At 50.5% G+C, this 13,157-nt stretch carries 18 protein-coding genes; 8 read left to right on the forward strand and 10 right to left on the reverse strand.

Going from position 1 to position 13,157, the window contains the following annotated elements:
* Nucleotides 1-13 precede the first annotated feature (13 nt).
* From PV02_RS10095 to PV02_RS10105, 3 genes are read right to left on the reverse strand one after another with little or no spacing between them, the layout of a single operon-like run.
* Nucleotides 14-958: an SDR family NAD(P)-dependent oxidoreductase gene (locus PV02_RS10095; RefSeq protein ID WP_256623286.1), complete on the reverse strand. Its 945-nt coding sequence runs from the start codon at nt 956-958 to the stop codon at nt 14-16.
* Nucleotides 959-2,059, reverse strand: a complete 1,101-nt coding sequence (locus tag PV02_RS10100) for a glycosyltransferase family 4 protein (RefSeq protein WP_256623287.1) — start codon at nt 2,057-2,059, stop codon at nt 959-961. It lies immediately after the preceding gene.
* Between the two features lie 28 nt (nt 2,060-2,087).
* Nucleotides 2,088-2,978, reverse strand: coding sequence for a glycosyltransferase family 2 protein (locus PV02_RS10105; protein ID WP_256623288.1), 891 nt, complete (start codon nt 2,976-2,978; stop codon nt 2,088-2,090).
* Nucleotides 2,979-3,176: 198 nt separating this feature from the next.
* Here PV02_RS10105 and PV02_RS10110 point away from each other — a divergent pair, with 198 nt between their 5' ends.
* The gene (locus PV02_RS10110; protein ID WP_256623289.1) at nt 3,177-3,305 is read left to right on the forward strand and encodes a hypothetical protein; all 129 of its coding nucleotides are present in this window, start codon (nt 3,177-3,179) and stop codon (nt 3,303-3,305) included.
* On the opposite strand, the gene PV02_RS10115 is transcribed toward PV02_RS10110, so the two are convergent.
* Nucleotides 3,302-3,661 (reverse strand): FIMAH domain-containing protein, encoded by a 360-nt coding sequence (locus tag PV02_RS10115; protein ID WP_256623290.1) that lies wholly within the window; start codon nt 3,659-3,661, stop codon nt 3,302-3,304. The genes PV02_RS10110 and PV02_RS10115 overlap by 4 nt on opposite strands.
* Before the next feature lie 303 nt (nt 3,662-3,964).
* Here PV02_RS10115 and PV02_RS10120 point away from each other — a divergent pair, with 303 nt between their 5' ends.
* On the forward strand, nt 3,965-4,225 hold the full coding sequence (locus PV02_RS10120; protein WP_256623291.1) for a hypothetical protein: 261 nt from the start codon (nt 3,965-3,967) through the stop codon (nt 4,223-4,225).
* Between the two features lie 133 nt (nt 4,226-4,358).
* On the opposite strand, the gene PV02_RS10125 is transcribed toward PV02_RS10120, so the two are convergent.
* On the reverse strand, nt 4,359-5,357 hold the full coding sequence (locus PV02_RS10125) for a CPBP family intramembrane glutamic endopeptidase (RefSeq protein WP_256623292.1): 999 nt from the start codon (nt 5,355-5,357) through the stop codon (nt 4,359-4,361).
* Nucleotides 5,358-5,528: 171 nt separating this feature from the next.
* On the opposite strand from PV02_RS10125, the gene PV02_RS10130 reads away from it, so the two are divergent.
* Nucleotides 5,529-6,251: an SIMPL domain-containing protein gene (locus PV02_RS10130; RefSeq protein ID WP_342765638.1), complete on the forward strand. Its 723-nt coding sequence runs from the start codon at nt 5,529-5,531 to the stop codon at nt 6,249-6,251.
* Nucleotides 6,252-6,475: 224 nt separating this feature from the next.
* Here PV02_RS10130 and PV02_RS10135 read toward each other — a convergent pair whose 3' ends face one another.
* Entirely contained in the window at nt 6,476-7,162 is a 687-nt protein-coding gene (locus tag PV02_RS10135) for a DUF169 domain-containing protein (RefSeq protein WP_256623294.1), read from the reverse strand.
* Between the two features lie 361 nt (nt 7,163-7,523).
* On the opposite strand from PV02_RS10135, the gene PV02_RS10140 reads away from it, so the two are divergent.
* Nucleotides 7,524-7,703 carry a hypothetical protein gene (locus PV02_RS10140; protein ID WP_256623295.1) on the forward strand — a complete coding sequence of 60 codons (180 nt, stop codon included), beginning with the start codon at nt 7,524-7,526 and terminating at the stop codon, nt 7,701-7,703.
* On the opposite strand, the gene PV02_RS10145 is transcribed toward PV02_RS10140, so the two are convergent.
* A complete protein-coding gene (locus tag PV02_RS10145; protein WP_256623296.1) occupies nt 7,700-7,993 on the reverse strand; it encodes a hypothetical protein in 294 nt (97 codons plus the stop codon). The two genes, PV02_RS10140 and PV02_RS10145, sit on opposite strands and share 4 nt — an antisense overlap.
* 46 nt (nt 7,994-8,039) lie before the next feature.
* Between PV02_RS10145 and PV02_RS10150 the strand changes: the two genes are divergently transcribed.
* On the forward strand, nt 8,040-8,273 hold the full coding sequence (locus PV02_RS10150; protein WP_256623297.1) for a hypothetical protein: 234 nt from the start codon (nt 8,040-8,042) through the stop codon (nt 8,271-8,273).
* A 77-nt stretch (nt 8,274-8,350) separates the two neighbouring features.
* A complete protein-coding gene (locus tag PV02_RS10155) occupies nt 8,351-8,689 on the forward strand; it encodes a winged helix-turn-helix domain-containing protein (protein WP_256623298.1) in 339 nt (112 codons plus the stop codon).
* A 76-nt stretch (nt 8,690-8,765) separates the two neighbouring features.
* Here PV02_RS10155 and PV02_RS10160 read toward each other — a convergent pair whose 3' ends face one another.
* Together PV02_RS10160 and PV02_RS10165 are read right to left on the reverse strand one after the other, a co-directional pair.
* Nucleotides 8,766-9,059, reverse strand: a complete 294-nt coding sequence (locus PV02_RS10160; RefSeq protein WP_256623299.1) for a hypothetical protein — start codon at nt 9,057-9,059, stop codon at nt 8,766-8,768.
* Between the two features lie 259 nt (nt 9,060-9,318).
* Complete coding sequence (locus PV02_RS10165; RefSeq protein ID WP_256623300.1) at nt 9,319-9,495, reverse strand: hypothetical protein; 177 nt, start codon at nt 9,493-9,495, stop codon at nt 9,319-9,321.
* A gap of 242 nt (nt 9,496-9,737) precedes the next feature.
* Between PV02_RS10165 and PV02_RS10170 the strand changes: the two genes are divergently transcribed.
* Nucleotides 9,738-10,664 carry a 1-phosphofructokinase family hexose kinase gene (locus PV02_RS10170; protein WP_256623301.1) on the forward strand — a complete coding sequence of 309 codons (927 nt, stop codon included), beginning with the start codon at nt 9,738-9,740 and terminating at the stop codon, nt 10,662-10,664.
* 40 nt (nt 10,665-10,704) lie between these two features.
* A complete protein-coding gene (gene glgP / locus PV02_RS10175) occupies nt 10,705-12,417 on the forward strand; it encodes an alpha-glucan family phosphorylase (RefSeq protein ID WP_256623302.1) in 1,713 nt (570 codons plus the stop codon).
* Nucleotides 12,418-12,482: 65 nt separating this feature from the next.
* Here glgP and PV02_RS10180 read toward each other — a convergent pair whose 3' ends face one another.
* Nucleotides 12,483-13,067, reverse strand: a complete 585-nt coding sequence (locus tag PV02_RS10180) for a metal-dependent hydrolase (RefSeq protein ID WP_256623303.1) — start codon at nt 13,065-13,067, stop codon at nt 12,483-12,485.
* Nucleotides 13,068-13,157: the final 90 nt, after the last annotated feature.

Raw genomic sequence — 13,157 nt, forward strand, 5'->3', positions numbered from 1 at the left:
TTACCACACATCGTTAATCAAAAATAAACCAATTTACAAACTTCTGCAACCCTTCTTTAAGGGGTATGGCGGGGGTAAAATCGATTATTCCAGCAGCTAATGTCACATCTGAAAGGGTAGCTTCAGCATCACCCTTCTGCTCACTAGTAAAAATAACTTCAGAGCATGAGCTTGTTATTTGTTTTAAAGCATTAATTAGATCATTAATGCTTATCCGTTTACCGCTTCCAATATTCATAATTATATTATCGGTGGACTTATTGTTGAGTAGTCTTCTATTCGCCTCAACAACATCATCAATATAAGTAAAATCCCTTGTCTGTTCCCCATCCCCGAATACAGTTATAGGTTCGTTCGCAAGCATCTTCTTTGTAAAGATGGATATCGCCAGATCAGGCCTCATTCTTGGGCCGTAGACTGTGAAATAGCGCAGAGAAGTTGTTGGCAGGCCATATACTTCATAGAAGACACGACAGTAATGCTCAGCAGCCAGTTTGCTGACACCGTATGGAGATACTGGTTCTGTTGGATGCTTTTCATCGAAGGGTAGATATTTTACTTTACCATAAACAGAGGAAGATGAAGCGTTGATAACTTTTTTGACATCTGCTTCCAGTGAAGCTTTAAGGACATTGAGAGTTCCAACCACATTTACATTGTTGGGTTTGAATGGATCTTCAACTGAGATCCTTACTCCGGCCTGGGCCGCTTCGTGATAGACATAATCCACAGTGCTGTCAATGATCTCTTTCATTGCATTCAGGTCTGTGACATCTGCGTTGATGAAACTGGCATCGCCGCTTGCAAGAACTATATCGATATTCTTCTGCTTGATGTCAACAGAATAATAAGGATCAAGGTTATCCACAATAACGATTTCATGACCATCCTTTGCAAGACTCTCTGCAATATGTGATCCGATGAAACCAGCCCCACCTGTAACAACTATTTTAGGCAATTAGATCAACTCTTCGTACAGTTGTATTGTTTTCTTTACCGTATCAGTCCAGGAATAGTTCTCCACAACATTCTCCCTTCCGTTTTCCCCTAAGGTTCTCGCAATGCTGGCATCGGATAGAATCTCAGAAATACCTTGCACCAGGGAGTCAACATCTCTTAAGGAAACAAGTATCCCACTGCCATCAACTATATCGACCAGCTGGGGAAGACGGGTGCATACTACAGGGATACCGCAGGCCATTGCTTCAAGGATAGTGCGCGGAACTCCTTCTTCCAGACTGGGAAGGACGAACACTGATGAACTCTGGTATAAACTTACGATCTCTGAATTCGGAATGAAATCCTTCAGGGCTACATCCTGATCCAGACCCAGTTGATCTATTTTTGATGCTATCCTGTCTTTATCCGGTCCTCTTCCAACCATAGTCAGATGGATTCCCGGAAACCTTGACCTCAGGATGTGGAAGGCATCTATAAGGTAATCAACACCTTTCCCCTTTGCATACCTGCCAATCCATAGAAGTCTTCTTTTATCGTAGCAGGGCGAATCAGCGGGAACAAAATGATCTGTATTTATCCCATTATGGATCACAGAGATCTTGTTAGCTTTTATTCCCATACCCACAAGTTCTCTTTTCTCGGTGTCTGTGTAGCAGATAATCCGGTCTGCTGCCGAGTATGTGAATCTTGTACCCGTTAAATTGTAGAAGTCCTGGAACCACTTAGGAGCAGTCTGTGAGTTTAAGCCGTGGTTTGTAACCACAAGTGGAGAAGAACCTAACTCATTAACGAGTGCACAGAGGTTAGTTGAGAAGAAAAGATGAGAATGAGCATGAATTATATCGAAGCTGCGTCTGTTGTTCCATAATTCAAAGAGCATGTCAGGGGTTATGGAGTTTCCAAGAAGTTTAATCAATGGTTTAAAGGTACAGGAGTTGTACCCGGATTCAGATGAAACTCTTCCATTATGGTCCGCACAAGTGTAAACTGTTACATCATGCCCCAGTGCAGCCTGCATACGTGACATTTCATGTGCGTGCAATCCGACACCACCAACTACATTAGGATACAGGTCTGCTGCAACACGCAATATTTTCACTTGATACACCCTTCGTTTTTAAGTACAGTTAGAGTTGTGACTTTAAATCCCTGATGTGGGAAGCCACTGAATTCAATATCAATCCACTGAACATCCCAAAGATCCCTACCATTGCAGATGTCATTGCTATTAAAGAGGTTCCAATTGCAAACTTGCCGGTGGCCTGAAAGATGAACAGAGTCCTGAAAGCAAGAACCAGTCCAAATAAAAACAATAGAAATCCAGGCACCCCGAAATACAATAGCGGATGCTTCCTCTGGAACTGATTGACAATGGATCCCAGCACGTTCATCCCGTGCTTCACAGGATTGAACGTTGACCCCTCTACATCATACCTGCAGGTTATCGGCACTTCTGTTATCTTGAAGCCGGCAGCACTCGCATCGGCCACCATCTCGGACTCCACGCCCATGCCGGCGTTGTTGAAACGGAAGGCTGGGAAGGTGTCTTTGGAGAAGGCCCGGAAACCGCTCTGGGAGTCGTTTAACTTGACATCGGCTGTCATGTTGGTGGCGTGCGTTAATATTTCCTGTCCCATGCGCCTGTACCTGGGGACCTTGACGCTGTGGCCTTTGAGGAATCTTGCGCCGTTGACGATGTCGGCCTTCTTCCAGAGGATGGGTTCGATGATGCGGGGGATCTCGTCGGGGTTGTGCTGGCCGTCGGCGTCCAGGGTCACGAGGATGTCCACCTGCTTGTCGATGGCCCACTCGAAGGCGGTGCGAAGCGCCATGCCTTTCCCGGCGTTCTGGGAGTGGCGCAGGACGGTGGCGCCCATGAGTTCTGCCACCTGGGCAGTGCTGTCCGCGCTGCCGTCGTCTATCACCAGAACCTCATCGACGTGCTGCCTGGCCCGCACTATAACGCTCCCTATGGCTATCTCCTCATTGAATGCAGGGATTGCAGCAACTACCGTCATTTTTGTACCACCGTGATTATTCTACCCTGCTGTCGTGCACCGTTATTCAGGACCGCATTATTGGTTTTGCAGGCAATGTGCATAACATTCTCAGGGATTTTACTAATGTGCAAAGAACCCTGAAAGCATATAAAACTTTCTAAATTACCCAGATTTTTCACAAGCGCGGGCTTAAATTTTTATTTGCAGAGAATTATTATGAGAACTGAATTAAATAAAGTGATGCACTGCGGACCAGCATATGCAGATATCCGGCGCTGGCAGAGAAAAGGACCGGGGAGAATAAAAAGAGAACAGGAAGGAACAAAGGGCCTGTACGGCCTTTAGAGTTCCTCAATCGTCATCTGCGCGTGATGTGTTATATGGGCGGCAACTTCCGGTGTGATCTTATTGGAGTTCTGTGCGTTCACCTGGTTGATGAATGCATTGAGGATATTGCCTGCAGTGTCCGTCTGTCCGCGATCCGCTGCGGCCTGGGCTGCATCTGCCTTGGCCATGAGGCTGTTGTAGGTTCCCTGGCCGGAGATGTCACCCTGAGAGTAGTGATGATCTATACATTCCTTGAGCCCCTCGATGGTCGGAGGGCATTCCATCTCATCCTGCGCCAGGGCGGGAGACGTATATGCAAGTGTCAGTACCGCTATGACTGCTATCTGCATGAGCAACTTCTGTAAACGTGCCATAGGCGATTGTTGCCTCTTATGTGATATAAACCTGTAAGAAACAGCCTTGCTGACCTTCTGCACAGGTGTTCTGCCACGATCATCAGGGAAGGCCGTCACGTCCGGGAACCGGGCCGGGAACATCCTCCACGCCGCAGGCGGCACGGCCCGCTGTCACATGGATGCATGGCATCCCGGGATGAAAAATCAGGATATTGTTACTAGTATATTTTAGATTCTTTAAAATGAGATCAAATTAAATAACTTTAAGTAGTATGATATGTTAGGATAACTGTAATAAAGATAGATAAGTGGGACAAAAAGATGCTAACAAGTACGATAACCTCAACGAGCGCAGTATCCTCTGCAGCCGGGGCAATCTCAATGACCACGGGTACGGGATTACCTGAGTATGGTGTACTGGCAGTGATAGCCCTGATCGCATTGCTCTCAGTAAAGGAAATACTTTCCGCGTCTGAAAAATGGAGCATTGACCTGAACCATTCCCTAAATATGGGCATTGGCCCGCTACTTCTTGCTTTTACAGCGATTGTCGTATTCAAGGTCGCAGAGATCATCTACTGATCAGGGCAGAAATTCCCCTGAAGCTGTTTTCCGGACAGGGACCGATCACTGGCCCGGGATTCCTTACATCTTTTACATGAATGAGTATTTTCCGTCCCACACTGCCGCTCAGCCTATTTCTTGTCCCATTCCCTTATAAGAGGCCCAGGCCGGGCCCCAGGTGGGGAATGATGCCGAACAGGAACACGTTCGTGAGGCCATGTATCAGGGTTATCAGGTACAGGCTCCTGGTCCTGACGTAGAGGTAACCGATCACAAGGCCCGCAATGCCGGTCATCAGGACCTCATATATGGTGCCATAGCCGGAGTGCATGACACCAAAAAGAATGCTTGCTGTCAGGAGCGCGGGCCAGGTGCCAAGCACCTGCTCCAGCCTTGTCTGCAGGATGTATCTGAATATGATCTCTTCCACCAGCCCCACAAAGAATATCATGACTATGGATAACTGCAGCAGGCTGCTGAATGAAAGGTCCGGTATGAGGTACCCTGCCTCAATGATAGCGTACTCCCCTTCTGCAATTGCAACTGCCGCAATGACAGCGATAAGGGAATAGAGTATCCGGTTCCTCTTCATTTCCTCGCTGATCCTCCACGAGAACCTGAAGTCCTGCGCTCTCAGGACAATGATGATCGGGATTAACAGCGGAGCATAGGTGAACACGAATATGTAGAGGGTCTTCTCAAAGAACACAGGCATTGATATGTTGACAAGCCGCAGGAGAGACAGGAGCATCAGGGCCTGGAAGACCATTGTGAGTTCCCTTTTGTGAACAAAGGTTGTGGCAAATGCCAAGAGCATAACAATGCCCACATGCATCCAGATGGAAATATACTCCCTGCCTGCAAGCAGGAGGAGTTCTGCCAGCATGATGAGGCATACAGGCACCAGTATGATCCCTGCATCAGATTTCAGGTACCCGGATATTTTTGGAGCGCTCATGTTTTTAGAACCCGCTTTGGCAGTCAGACCCATTGACAGTATGCTTTTTCTTTCCGTACTCATCAAAAGCGTCAGGTCAATAAGAACATGTTGTATATTCTTAAGGAGAATATATGCCTTGCCATTAGAAAGGCCCTGCTCCCGTGCCAGCCGGAAGGTCCTGCCCTTGCGCAGGCAGCCGGGGAGATGCATCGTATCCTGACATTGAAGGTATTATAATGGCCCCGGGCCGCATTTGTCACATCGATAACTGCGAACCGGATTGAAGTTTAGACAATTATTTAATGTGTGCAGGTCGTTATTCACTGTATAAGGCATCCATTAACAGGAGATGAAAAATTGCCGCAGGAAAATAACAGTAATATGCCGTATTATATCATCATCGCACTGACGATAGTCGTGGTGCTGCTGGCGACAACGGCCTATGCCAATTCACAGGCAGCATATACAAAGGATTCAGTAAGCACGATACAGATGACCGGGAACTCAGAAAGGATGGTCACACCCGATACTGCACAGCTGAGCATCGGTGTTGTGGTCCAGGCCCAGAACTCCAGCGAAGCAGCCGCAAAGAACGCAGCCATCATGAGCACTATAGTCGGCGAGCTCAAGGCTCTTGGCCTGGAGGACAGGGAGATACAGACATCATACGTTTCCGTGTATCCCATATACAACTACTATGAAGGGAAGGCCAGCATTGAAGGGTACTCAGCTTCGAACAACGTGCAGGTGACCACCACAAAGCTCGCTATGCTGAGCAGCATCATTGACAAGTCCGCAGCTGCAGGTGCAAACCAGATAGGAGGAGTCTATTTCACGGTTTCCGAGGAAAAGCAGAAAGAACTGCGCGAGGAACTCATAGATGAAGCTGTTGCCGACGCATCATCCAAGGCCGCAGCACTTGCCAGGAGCCTGGGTGTCAGCATCGCCGGAGTACAGAGCTCATCCATTAGTGACGGCACACAGCCGATAGTATACTATGACAGGGCTGAGGCAGCAAAGGATACGGCAGCCGGAGCCACCCCCGTAGAGCCGGGAGAGTCAAAGGTCGCTATGTCCGTTTACGTCACCTATATCATCAATTAAGGGAGAGTACTCCCTTTCCTCTTTTTCCATCAGCCCGTGCATCAAAGGCCAGTGTACCGATCAAGGCGAATGCGGCACGGCCCTCCAATGCCGATTGCATGATCCACTGCAGCGGCCGGCCTGAAGCCTGTACCGCCCCTTTCCCTTTTAAGAGCGAAATGCATGCTTCGGCAAAAAAGCAATAAGATGATGCAGATCACCCTGTGGGGTGGCGGCAAGACGGCCTACAGCCTGAACATCAGCCTGACAGATCCAACCACGTCCTCCAATATCCCGAAGGGAATACCCATGGCCATTTCCTCCCTGGCCAGGCCGCCAAAGACACGGCTTCCCGAACATCCAAGGCTCACGTTCACTCTCTCCTGCAGATACGGCTGGGCCACGCTTTCCACGCACAGGCTCTGCAGGGCAGCAAAACTTGCATGGACCCTTCCGCCGTCCCTGTGAAGCACAGCCTGCGAGAGCTTCATGATCTTATCCGGCGCAGCCACGATCACCACAACATCCGGAACAAGGACCGCTCTCTCAAGTGCAGAGAAAACCACGGCCTTCACGGAGCCCTCCGGCATCAGCGGCATCTCGTCGATGGCCCTTTTAGCAGCCTCAAGGGTGCTGAAGCAGCCAAAGGAATAGTAGAAATCACCCGATGAGATCTCCCTGCACCGGCTGCCCATCCCGAGAGATGAGGCACCTATGCCGCACTCCTGGTTCTCCGCAAGTGCATAGAAAGCCCCTTTCTCTTTCCTGGCACGGTCCACCATTGCACAGTGCCGCAACGCGCCCTCAAGCTGCGGTATGCCGGCAGGCACATCCTCATCCTCCCGGATAAAGGTCACTGCAACCGGAGATGTTCCCAGTTTCAGGATCCCTGTCAGCTCCTCTCCCAGATGATTTATTTTTTCAATATCCATTGATGATCCTCCATTAAGGCTTCCGGCATATTATCATTACGAAAGGTCAAAAAAGCATTTGATGCTGTTCATTGCCTCCCGGCAAGACTAGTTCGCTTACCTCATGATATAGCTACCCCTCTGCGTTCTCCGGACAAATAAATATTGAAATTAATACAATAATTTACGATCTAATCTATTGTTGAGGGAAGCTAAGATGGAAAGACATCAATATCAGGATATCCGGTAGTCTGGTGTTGTCTTATACTGCCCATACTCTTCAGCTTTTGCTCGCATCAGCCAGCTGTGCGGAAAGCGGCAACGAGCCCCGGATTACAATAGCGCCCCTCAACCCTGCATTTAGCCGGTGCCGGGAGGAAGTGTGGCAGCGGTGCGGGACCGGGGCTCCGCAGTCAGCTGCTGGGCACATTCGACCCCCTCCTCCCTTGGACCATACCTCCTTTACAGCAGATCGGAGACATGGGACCTCCCCGGGAATAATGTAAAGAACATGCTTGTATCATCCGATCAGGAAGGATCCGGCCTGCCCGCAGCTGCCTAGATGACAGGACGGAGCGGCCCGGTACTTGAAACGGACGAAACGTATGATCCCTCCTGCGGCACTTCACCCAATGGTCCTGTCACAGCCAGGCACGTCCGGGACATCTCCATACTTCCGGGATTCAACGCTCCGATAAATCCCACAAATGGATGCTCACCAATTACGGTGGCATCCCGGTGGCCTTCCACTACGGCCAGGCCTGTTTCGATCCGGTGAACAGCAGTTTCCGTTACTGCGATGAGGGCCGGCTTGCAAACGATAGGCGACCCCTGTAGGCTGGGACGATGCATACAACGGGACAGCACAGCGGTTTCTTAATCGGGGGATAAACGGTCAATGATGAGCAAAGTATCCTCTATTGCAAAAGGAAAGCACGATATGCCGGTCAATGAGGCCATAGCCCTGATGAGCGAGAAAGGGAACCTGCATTTATGGTCATACCCATTTGTGAACTGTAAGCATGCAGGTTCCCCTGTTGATCGCGGGAATATCCGGGTCCGTGGATGTTGCCGGGCTGGACGCAAAGGGAACAGGCTCCGCGCCGTGAAACCGGACAATAGTGATAAATAAGTATCAGTCAATTATCAGTCACTATATTTTCAACTGTAACCCTGGTAAAGCTATATTGACCGGATAAAGGTGATAAGATGACCGGAGAAGATCCTGCTAAGAAAAAACATGAGTGGATGAACAAGCTAAAGGAAGAGGGAAAATTAAAGGCAAACCCTACCGAGGATCATGCGATCGGCCTCAGAACCCTGCAGAACCCCACACGCCGTAAGATCCTCAAAGCGCTGAGCGGCAATTCACTTGATATGGAGGGGATAGGCGCCCAGCTCGGTCTCAGCAGGTCAGAGGCAAAGTTCCACCTGGACATGCTGGAAAATGCATTATACATTGAAAAGTCTAAGGATACCGAGCCTGTAATGTATCAACTGACACCAAGGGGCGAAGGTTTTCTTGCAAATGTAGAGGACGTAAAGTAAGCTGCCGGACAACTAACGGCCCTGCAGGACCCTTTTATCTTCTATACGATGAGCGGGTTTTGCAGCTCATCTGAGATCATTTCTTATAAGTAAGCTTAAGCGATCCCTGTACTGACGATTCGGACCTCATGATCTTTCCATTGCTGGTAAAGAACGGTGTGCCTCCCAGGTTGCCTTTTACAGTGCTCCTGGGGATCTCATTGTTCCCAATGCAGTTATCATTGTACCATTGTGAATTCCTGTCTGCTGGCAGGTACTGGTCCATTATCTCTTCAGAGGACAGGGAAGACACAAGGCAGATGCTCTTCAGTCGATGCTCGTACAGCTGTTTTTGTTTCAATGCTATCCTGTTTTCCTTTTCCGTGGCCATAAGTATATCTATGTTTTCCTACTACTTCAATCTGTGTCAAGAGATATACAAAAGCAGACCAGGCACGGGAATTATATCGCCCGGCAACTGTTTTGAATGAATTCCCGCCATGACCATACAAGACCGGGGAACCTGCTGGCCCGGGTACGACCTGGCATGCTGTCAAGATGATGCCCAGGTCCTGAGATCATGCATCGGCCTTGCCTGTGATCCATCTGAAGGTTCCTCCTGAACGTTGCTGATGGTTTTCAGGATGGGATCATATCAGGATCTCTTTTTCCCCGGAAGCCAGTTCATACTCCTGCAGAACAGTACCGGACCCTGTGCTCCCCATGACCAGAAGCCTGTATTTCCCACAGTAGTTCCCTCCTCCCTCCCTGCAAGTAAAAGCCACGCTGCTTGCATAATCACACTCATGGTAGAACCTGCACATCATGCCTGTACCTCCGGACCGTATCTGTAAGATTTGTATAAACTATACCGTATATTAAATCTGGTGCATCAGGCAGGAGCGGGATATATACCGCACCATAAAACTATTTAGTTCAGTACGACATATTCCACTAATGCGCTTTTATTATCCGGCCCTGCACACGAAAGACCACTAAACTCCCGTATAATATTCCGCTTGGATCCGTGATAAAGACTGTGGTCCGCAGCGACAAAGGAGATACGGCTATGAGAAAGATAATCACCCTTACAATGAATCCTGCCATCGACAAGAGTACAGCCACAGAGCACGTGATCCCGGAGCATAAGCTCTACTGCAGGCCCGCCAGTTATGAACCTGGAGGAGGGGGCGTCAATGTGTCCAGGGCCATCAGGAAACTGGGGGGAGAGTCATTGCTCGTTTACCCTTCAGGCGGCATGGCTGGCCAGATGCTCCAGAGCCTCCTGAAGGAGGAAGGAGTGGAACAGAGACCCCTGAGCATAGAGGGAATGACCAGGGAGAACCTCATTGTCCTGGAGGAGTCTACAGGCCAGCAGTACCGCTTCGGCATGCCGGGCCCGCAGCTCACCGAAGAGGAGTGTGAGATGTGCCTGAGGGAGCTGGCCAATGCCACACCAGCCCCTGATTACCTGGTTGCCAGCGGGAGCCTGCCACTCGGAGTATCTTCTGATTTCTATGCCCGGGTGGCACGCGCCGGAAAGGGCATCGGAGCGAGGGTTGTCGTGGATGCAGCCGGCGAGGCCCTGAAACTGGCCCTGGATGAGGGTGTCTATCTCATCAAACCCAACATACGCGAGTTCAGTCATCTCGCAGGCAGGGATGTCATGGAGGAGCCGGAGATCGTGGAGAAGGCAAGGAAGATAATAAATGAAGGTAAATGCGAGGTCATTGTCATATCCCTAGGTGCAGCTGGCGCCCTGTTTATCTCGGAAGATGCAGTGGAGCACCTGGTCCCTCCCACAGTGCCCATCAGCAGCAAGGTGGGAGCCGGTGACAGCATGGTTGCAGGCATCGTCCTGGCACTTTCCGAAGGCAAGCCACTGCGCCAGGCAGTGCTCTACGGATTGGCAGCCGGCACTGCAGCTGTCATGACACCCGGCACAGAACTGTGCCGAAAAGAAGATACAGAGCGCCTGTATGCAAAAATGATATAACCGCTTAAGGCTTAGAGGACAGCACGGCCAGGAGATGCAAATGCAGGAACTTCTCATTGAAAGACGCTCTGTTGCCTATTTTTCCATGGAGATAGGCATCGACGAAAAGATACACACTTACAGCGGCGGCCTGGGGATACTTGCAGGTGACACCATACGCTCGGCTGCCGACCTCAAGGTACCCATGATCGCCGTCACACTGCTCTACCGCAAGGGATACTTCCACCAGCGGCTGGGTGAGGACGGGTGGCAGCATGAAGAACCTGCACCGTGGGCTGTGGAAGAGTTCATGCAGGAGATGGGACCCCGGGTAAAGGTAACCGTTCATGACCGGACCGTACACCTGCGGGCCTGGAAATATGAGGTAAGGGGCATCACCGGTTTTAGCGTACCTGTCATTTTCCTGGATGCAGACCTCCCGGAGAACTCGGAATGGGACCGCACACTCACGGACTACCTATATGGGGGCGATGATTATTACAGGCTATGCCAGGAGCTGCTTCTCGGGGTCGGGGGTATCCGGATGCTCAGGCAGCTTGGCTATACGGACGTCCGCAGTTTCCACATGAACGAAGGGCATGCTGCATTACTTACCATGGAGCTGCTTGACGAGGAGGCAAAAAGCGCAGGCAGGGAGCGGCTGATGGAAGAAGACCGTAAGGCTGTGCAGGGAAAGTGTGTGTTCACAACCCACACCATAGTACCTGCCGGACATGACAAGTTCCCAATGGAAATGGCCAGGATGATCATCGGACAGCGGGACGATTTCTTCAACCTGGAGGGAGTGCTCCACGACGGCCACACACTTAACATGACACGCCTGGCCCTGAACCTGAGCCGCTATGTCAACGGCGTGGCAAAAAGACACGGAGAGGCCTCAAGGCAGCTCTTCACAGGATATTCGATCAACTCCATCACAAACGGGGTACACGCGGCCACATGGATATCGGAGCCTTTCAGGCAACTCTATGACAAGTACATTCCCATGTGGCAGAAGGACAATTTCAGCCTTCGCTATGCACTCAATATCCCCAAGACGGAAGTATGGGATGCACACATGCAGGCCAAGCGAAAACTCCTTGACTTTGTAAGGGAGCAGACCGGCACAGTGCTTGATGAGAACGTCCTCACAATTGGTTTTGCCAGGAGGGCTGCCACCTATAAGAGAGGGGACCTGCTGTTCCAGGACCTTGAGCGCCTGAAAGGCATTGCATCAGGGGCCGGCAGGTTCCAGGTGATCTATGCGGGCAAGGCGCACCCCAGGGACCAGGGAGGAAAAGAGCTCATCCAGAGGATATTCCGGGCAAAAGATGTGCTGGCTGCTGATATAAAGATAGTGTACCTGGAGGACTACAGCATGAAACTTGGGGCCATGATAACTGCCGGAGTGGACATCTGGCTGAACACACCCGAGCCACCCATGGAAGCCTCCGGTACCAGCGGAATGAAAGCCTCCCTTAACGGAGTCCCGAACCTGAGCGTACTGGACGGCTGGTGGATAGAGGGACACATAGAAGGGCTCACAGGCTGGGCCATCGGGAACGGCCTTCCGGAGAACCCGCAGGACCGCAACCATTCCCGTGATGCTGCATCCCTGTACGACAAGCTGGAAAGGACGGTCCTTCCTCTTTACTACCAGGACCGGGAGCGTTTTATCGACGTCATGCGCTACTCCATAGCCATCAACGGTTCCTTCTTCAATACCCACAGGATGATGCAGGAATATGTGCTCAATGCCTATTTCTCCTGCTGAGCAGGACTCCGGCTAACGGAACAGTGAGATAGGCAGACGCATCTTCGGAATTTAAAAGCCGGCACTTATTCCATAGGCTCGTACCTGAACCCGAACCCCAGGTCCCTGAGGGCCAGGAGTGCCATGAGCATCACGCAGAATATGAAGAAAACTGACACGAAGCATGCGAAGTTATAGTAAAAGAAGTCCACACCCGACAGGCTTACGTTCATGAATATGAAAATGCTCAGAGGCTCGTTGTATAGGGGATAGAGGTAGGTCAGGCCACCGTCGGCAACATCATCCAGGAGCAGGTGCGAAAGGAAAGCCGCCTCTGCGAACACGCCAATCGAGCAGGCTCTCGATATGTTCCTGTAGATAAGGTACCCGGACGATACTGCAAGGACAAAAGCCACGACCCCGAAAAGCAGCGAGTGCGTCGGCAGCGGACCTATCCTTGTGTGACTGAGGGTGCCGTAGAGTAAATAGTTCCATACTGCAGGCACGTCCGGGAAAAGGGAGCCTATGCTTCCCACGATTAGCAGAAATCCTATATGCCTGGTGTCCTTCAGGCTCATTTCCCTCTTAAAGGAAGAGCCGAACACTGCAAATACCCCTGCGAGGGAAATGCAGAACACGAAGAACATCAGGTGGAATACCGGGTAGGGCATGCAGTTAATATATAAATTTAACTTATATAAGTCTGGTGTCACTCCGGGCTTTCAGGCAATGGCAAAGCCAACTCCTGCAAGCGATCCATA

The sequence above is a fragment of the Methanolobus chelungpuianus genome (assembly GCF_024500045.1).
GTDB classification, from domain to species: Archaea; Halobacteriota; Methanosarcinia; order Methanosarcinales; family Methanosarcinaceae; genus Methanolobus; species Methanolobus chelungpuianus.

What these genes read in the sequence shown, in the direction of transcription:
- PV02_RS10105 (WP_256623288.1), bottom strand. Translation starts at nt 2,978, where the DNA reads ATGACGGTAGTTGCTGCAATCCCTGCATTCAATGAGGAGATAGCCATA.
- PV02_RS10110 (WP_256623289.1), top strand. Translation starts at nt 3,177, where the DNA reads ATGAGAACTGAATTAAATAAAGTGATGCACTGCGGACCAGCATATGCA.
- PV02_RS10115 (WP_256623290.1), bottom strand. Translation starts at nt 3,661, where the DNA reads ATGGCACGTTTACAGAAGTTGCTCATGCAGATAGCAGTCATAGCGGTA.
- PV02_RS10120 (WP_256623291.1), top strand. Translation starts at nt 3,965, where the DNA reads ATGCTAACAAGTACGATAACCTCAACGAGCGCAGTATCCTCTGCAGCC.
- PV02_RS10125 (WP_256623292.1), bottom strand. Translation starts at nt 5,357, where the DNA reads ATGCATCTCCCCGGCTGCCTGCGCAAGGGCAGGACCTTCCGGCTGGCA.
- PV02_RS10130 (WP_342765638.1), top strand. Translation starts at nt 5,529, where the DNA reads ATGCCGTATTATATCATCATCGCACTGACGATAGTCGTGGTGCTGCTG.
- PV02_RS10135 (WP_256623294.1), bottom strand. Translation starts at nt 7,162, where the DNA reads ATGGATATTGAAAAAATAAATCATCTGGGAGAGGAGCTGACAGGGATC.
- PV02_RS10145 (WP_256623296.1), bottom strand. Translation starts at nt 7,993, where the DNA reads ATGCATCGTCCCAGCCTACAGGGGTCGCCTATCGTTTGCAAGCCGGCC.
- PV02_RS10150 (WP_256623297.1), top strand. Translation starts at nt 8,040, where the DNA reads ATGATGAGCAAAGTATCCTCTATTGCAAAAGGAAAGCACGATATGCCG.
- PV02_RS10155 (WP_256623298.1), top strand. Translation starts at nt 8,351, where the DNA reads ATGACCGGAGAAGATCCTGCTAAGAAAAAACATGAGTGGATGAACAAG.
- PV02_RS10160 (WP_256623299.1), bottom strand. Translation starts at nt 9,059, where the DNA reads ATGGCCACGGAAAAGGAAAACAGGATAGCATTGAAACAAAAACAGCTG.
- PV02_RS10165 (WP_256623300.1), bottom strand. Translation starts at nt 9,495, where the DNA reads ATGATGTGCAGGTTCTACCATGAGTGTGATTATGCAAGCAGCGTGGCT.
- PV02_RS10170 (WP_256623301.1), top strand. Translation starts at nt 9,738, where the DNA reads ATGAGAAAGATAATCACCCTTACAATGAATCCTGCCATCGACAAGAGT.
- glgP (WP_256623302.1), top strand. Translation starts at nt 10,705, where the DNA reads ATGCAGGAACTTCTCATTGAAAGACGCTCTGTTGCCTATTTTTCCATG.
- PV02_RS10180 (WP_256623303.1), bottom strand. Translation starts at nt 13,067, where the DNA reads ATGCCCTACCCGGTATTCCACCTGATGTTCTTCGTGTTCTGCATTTCC.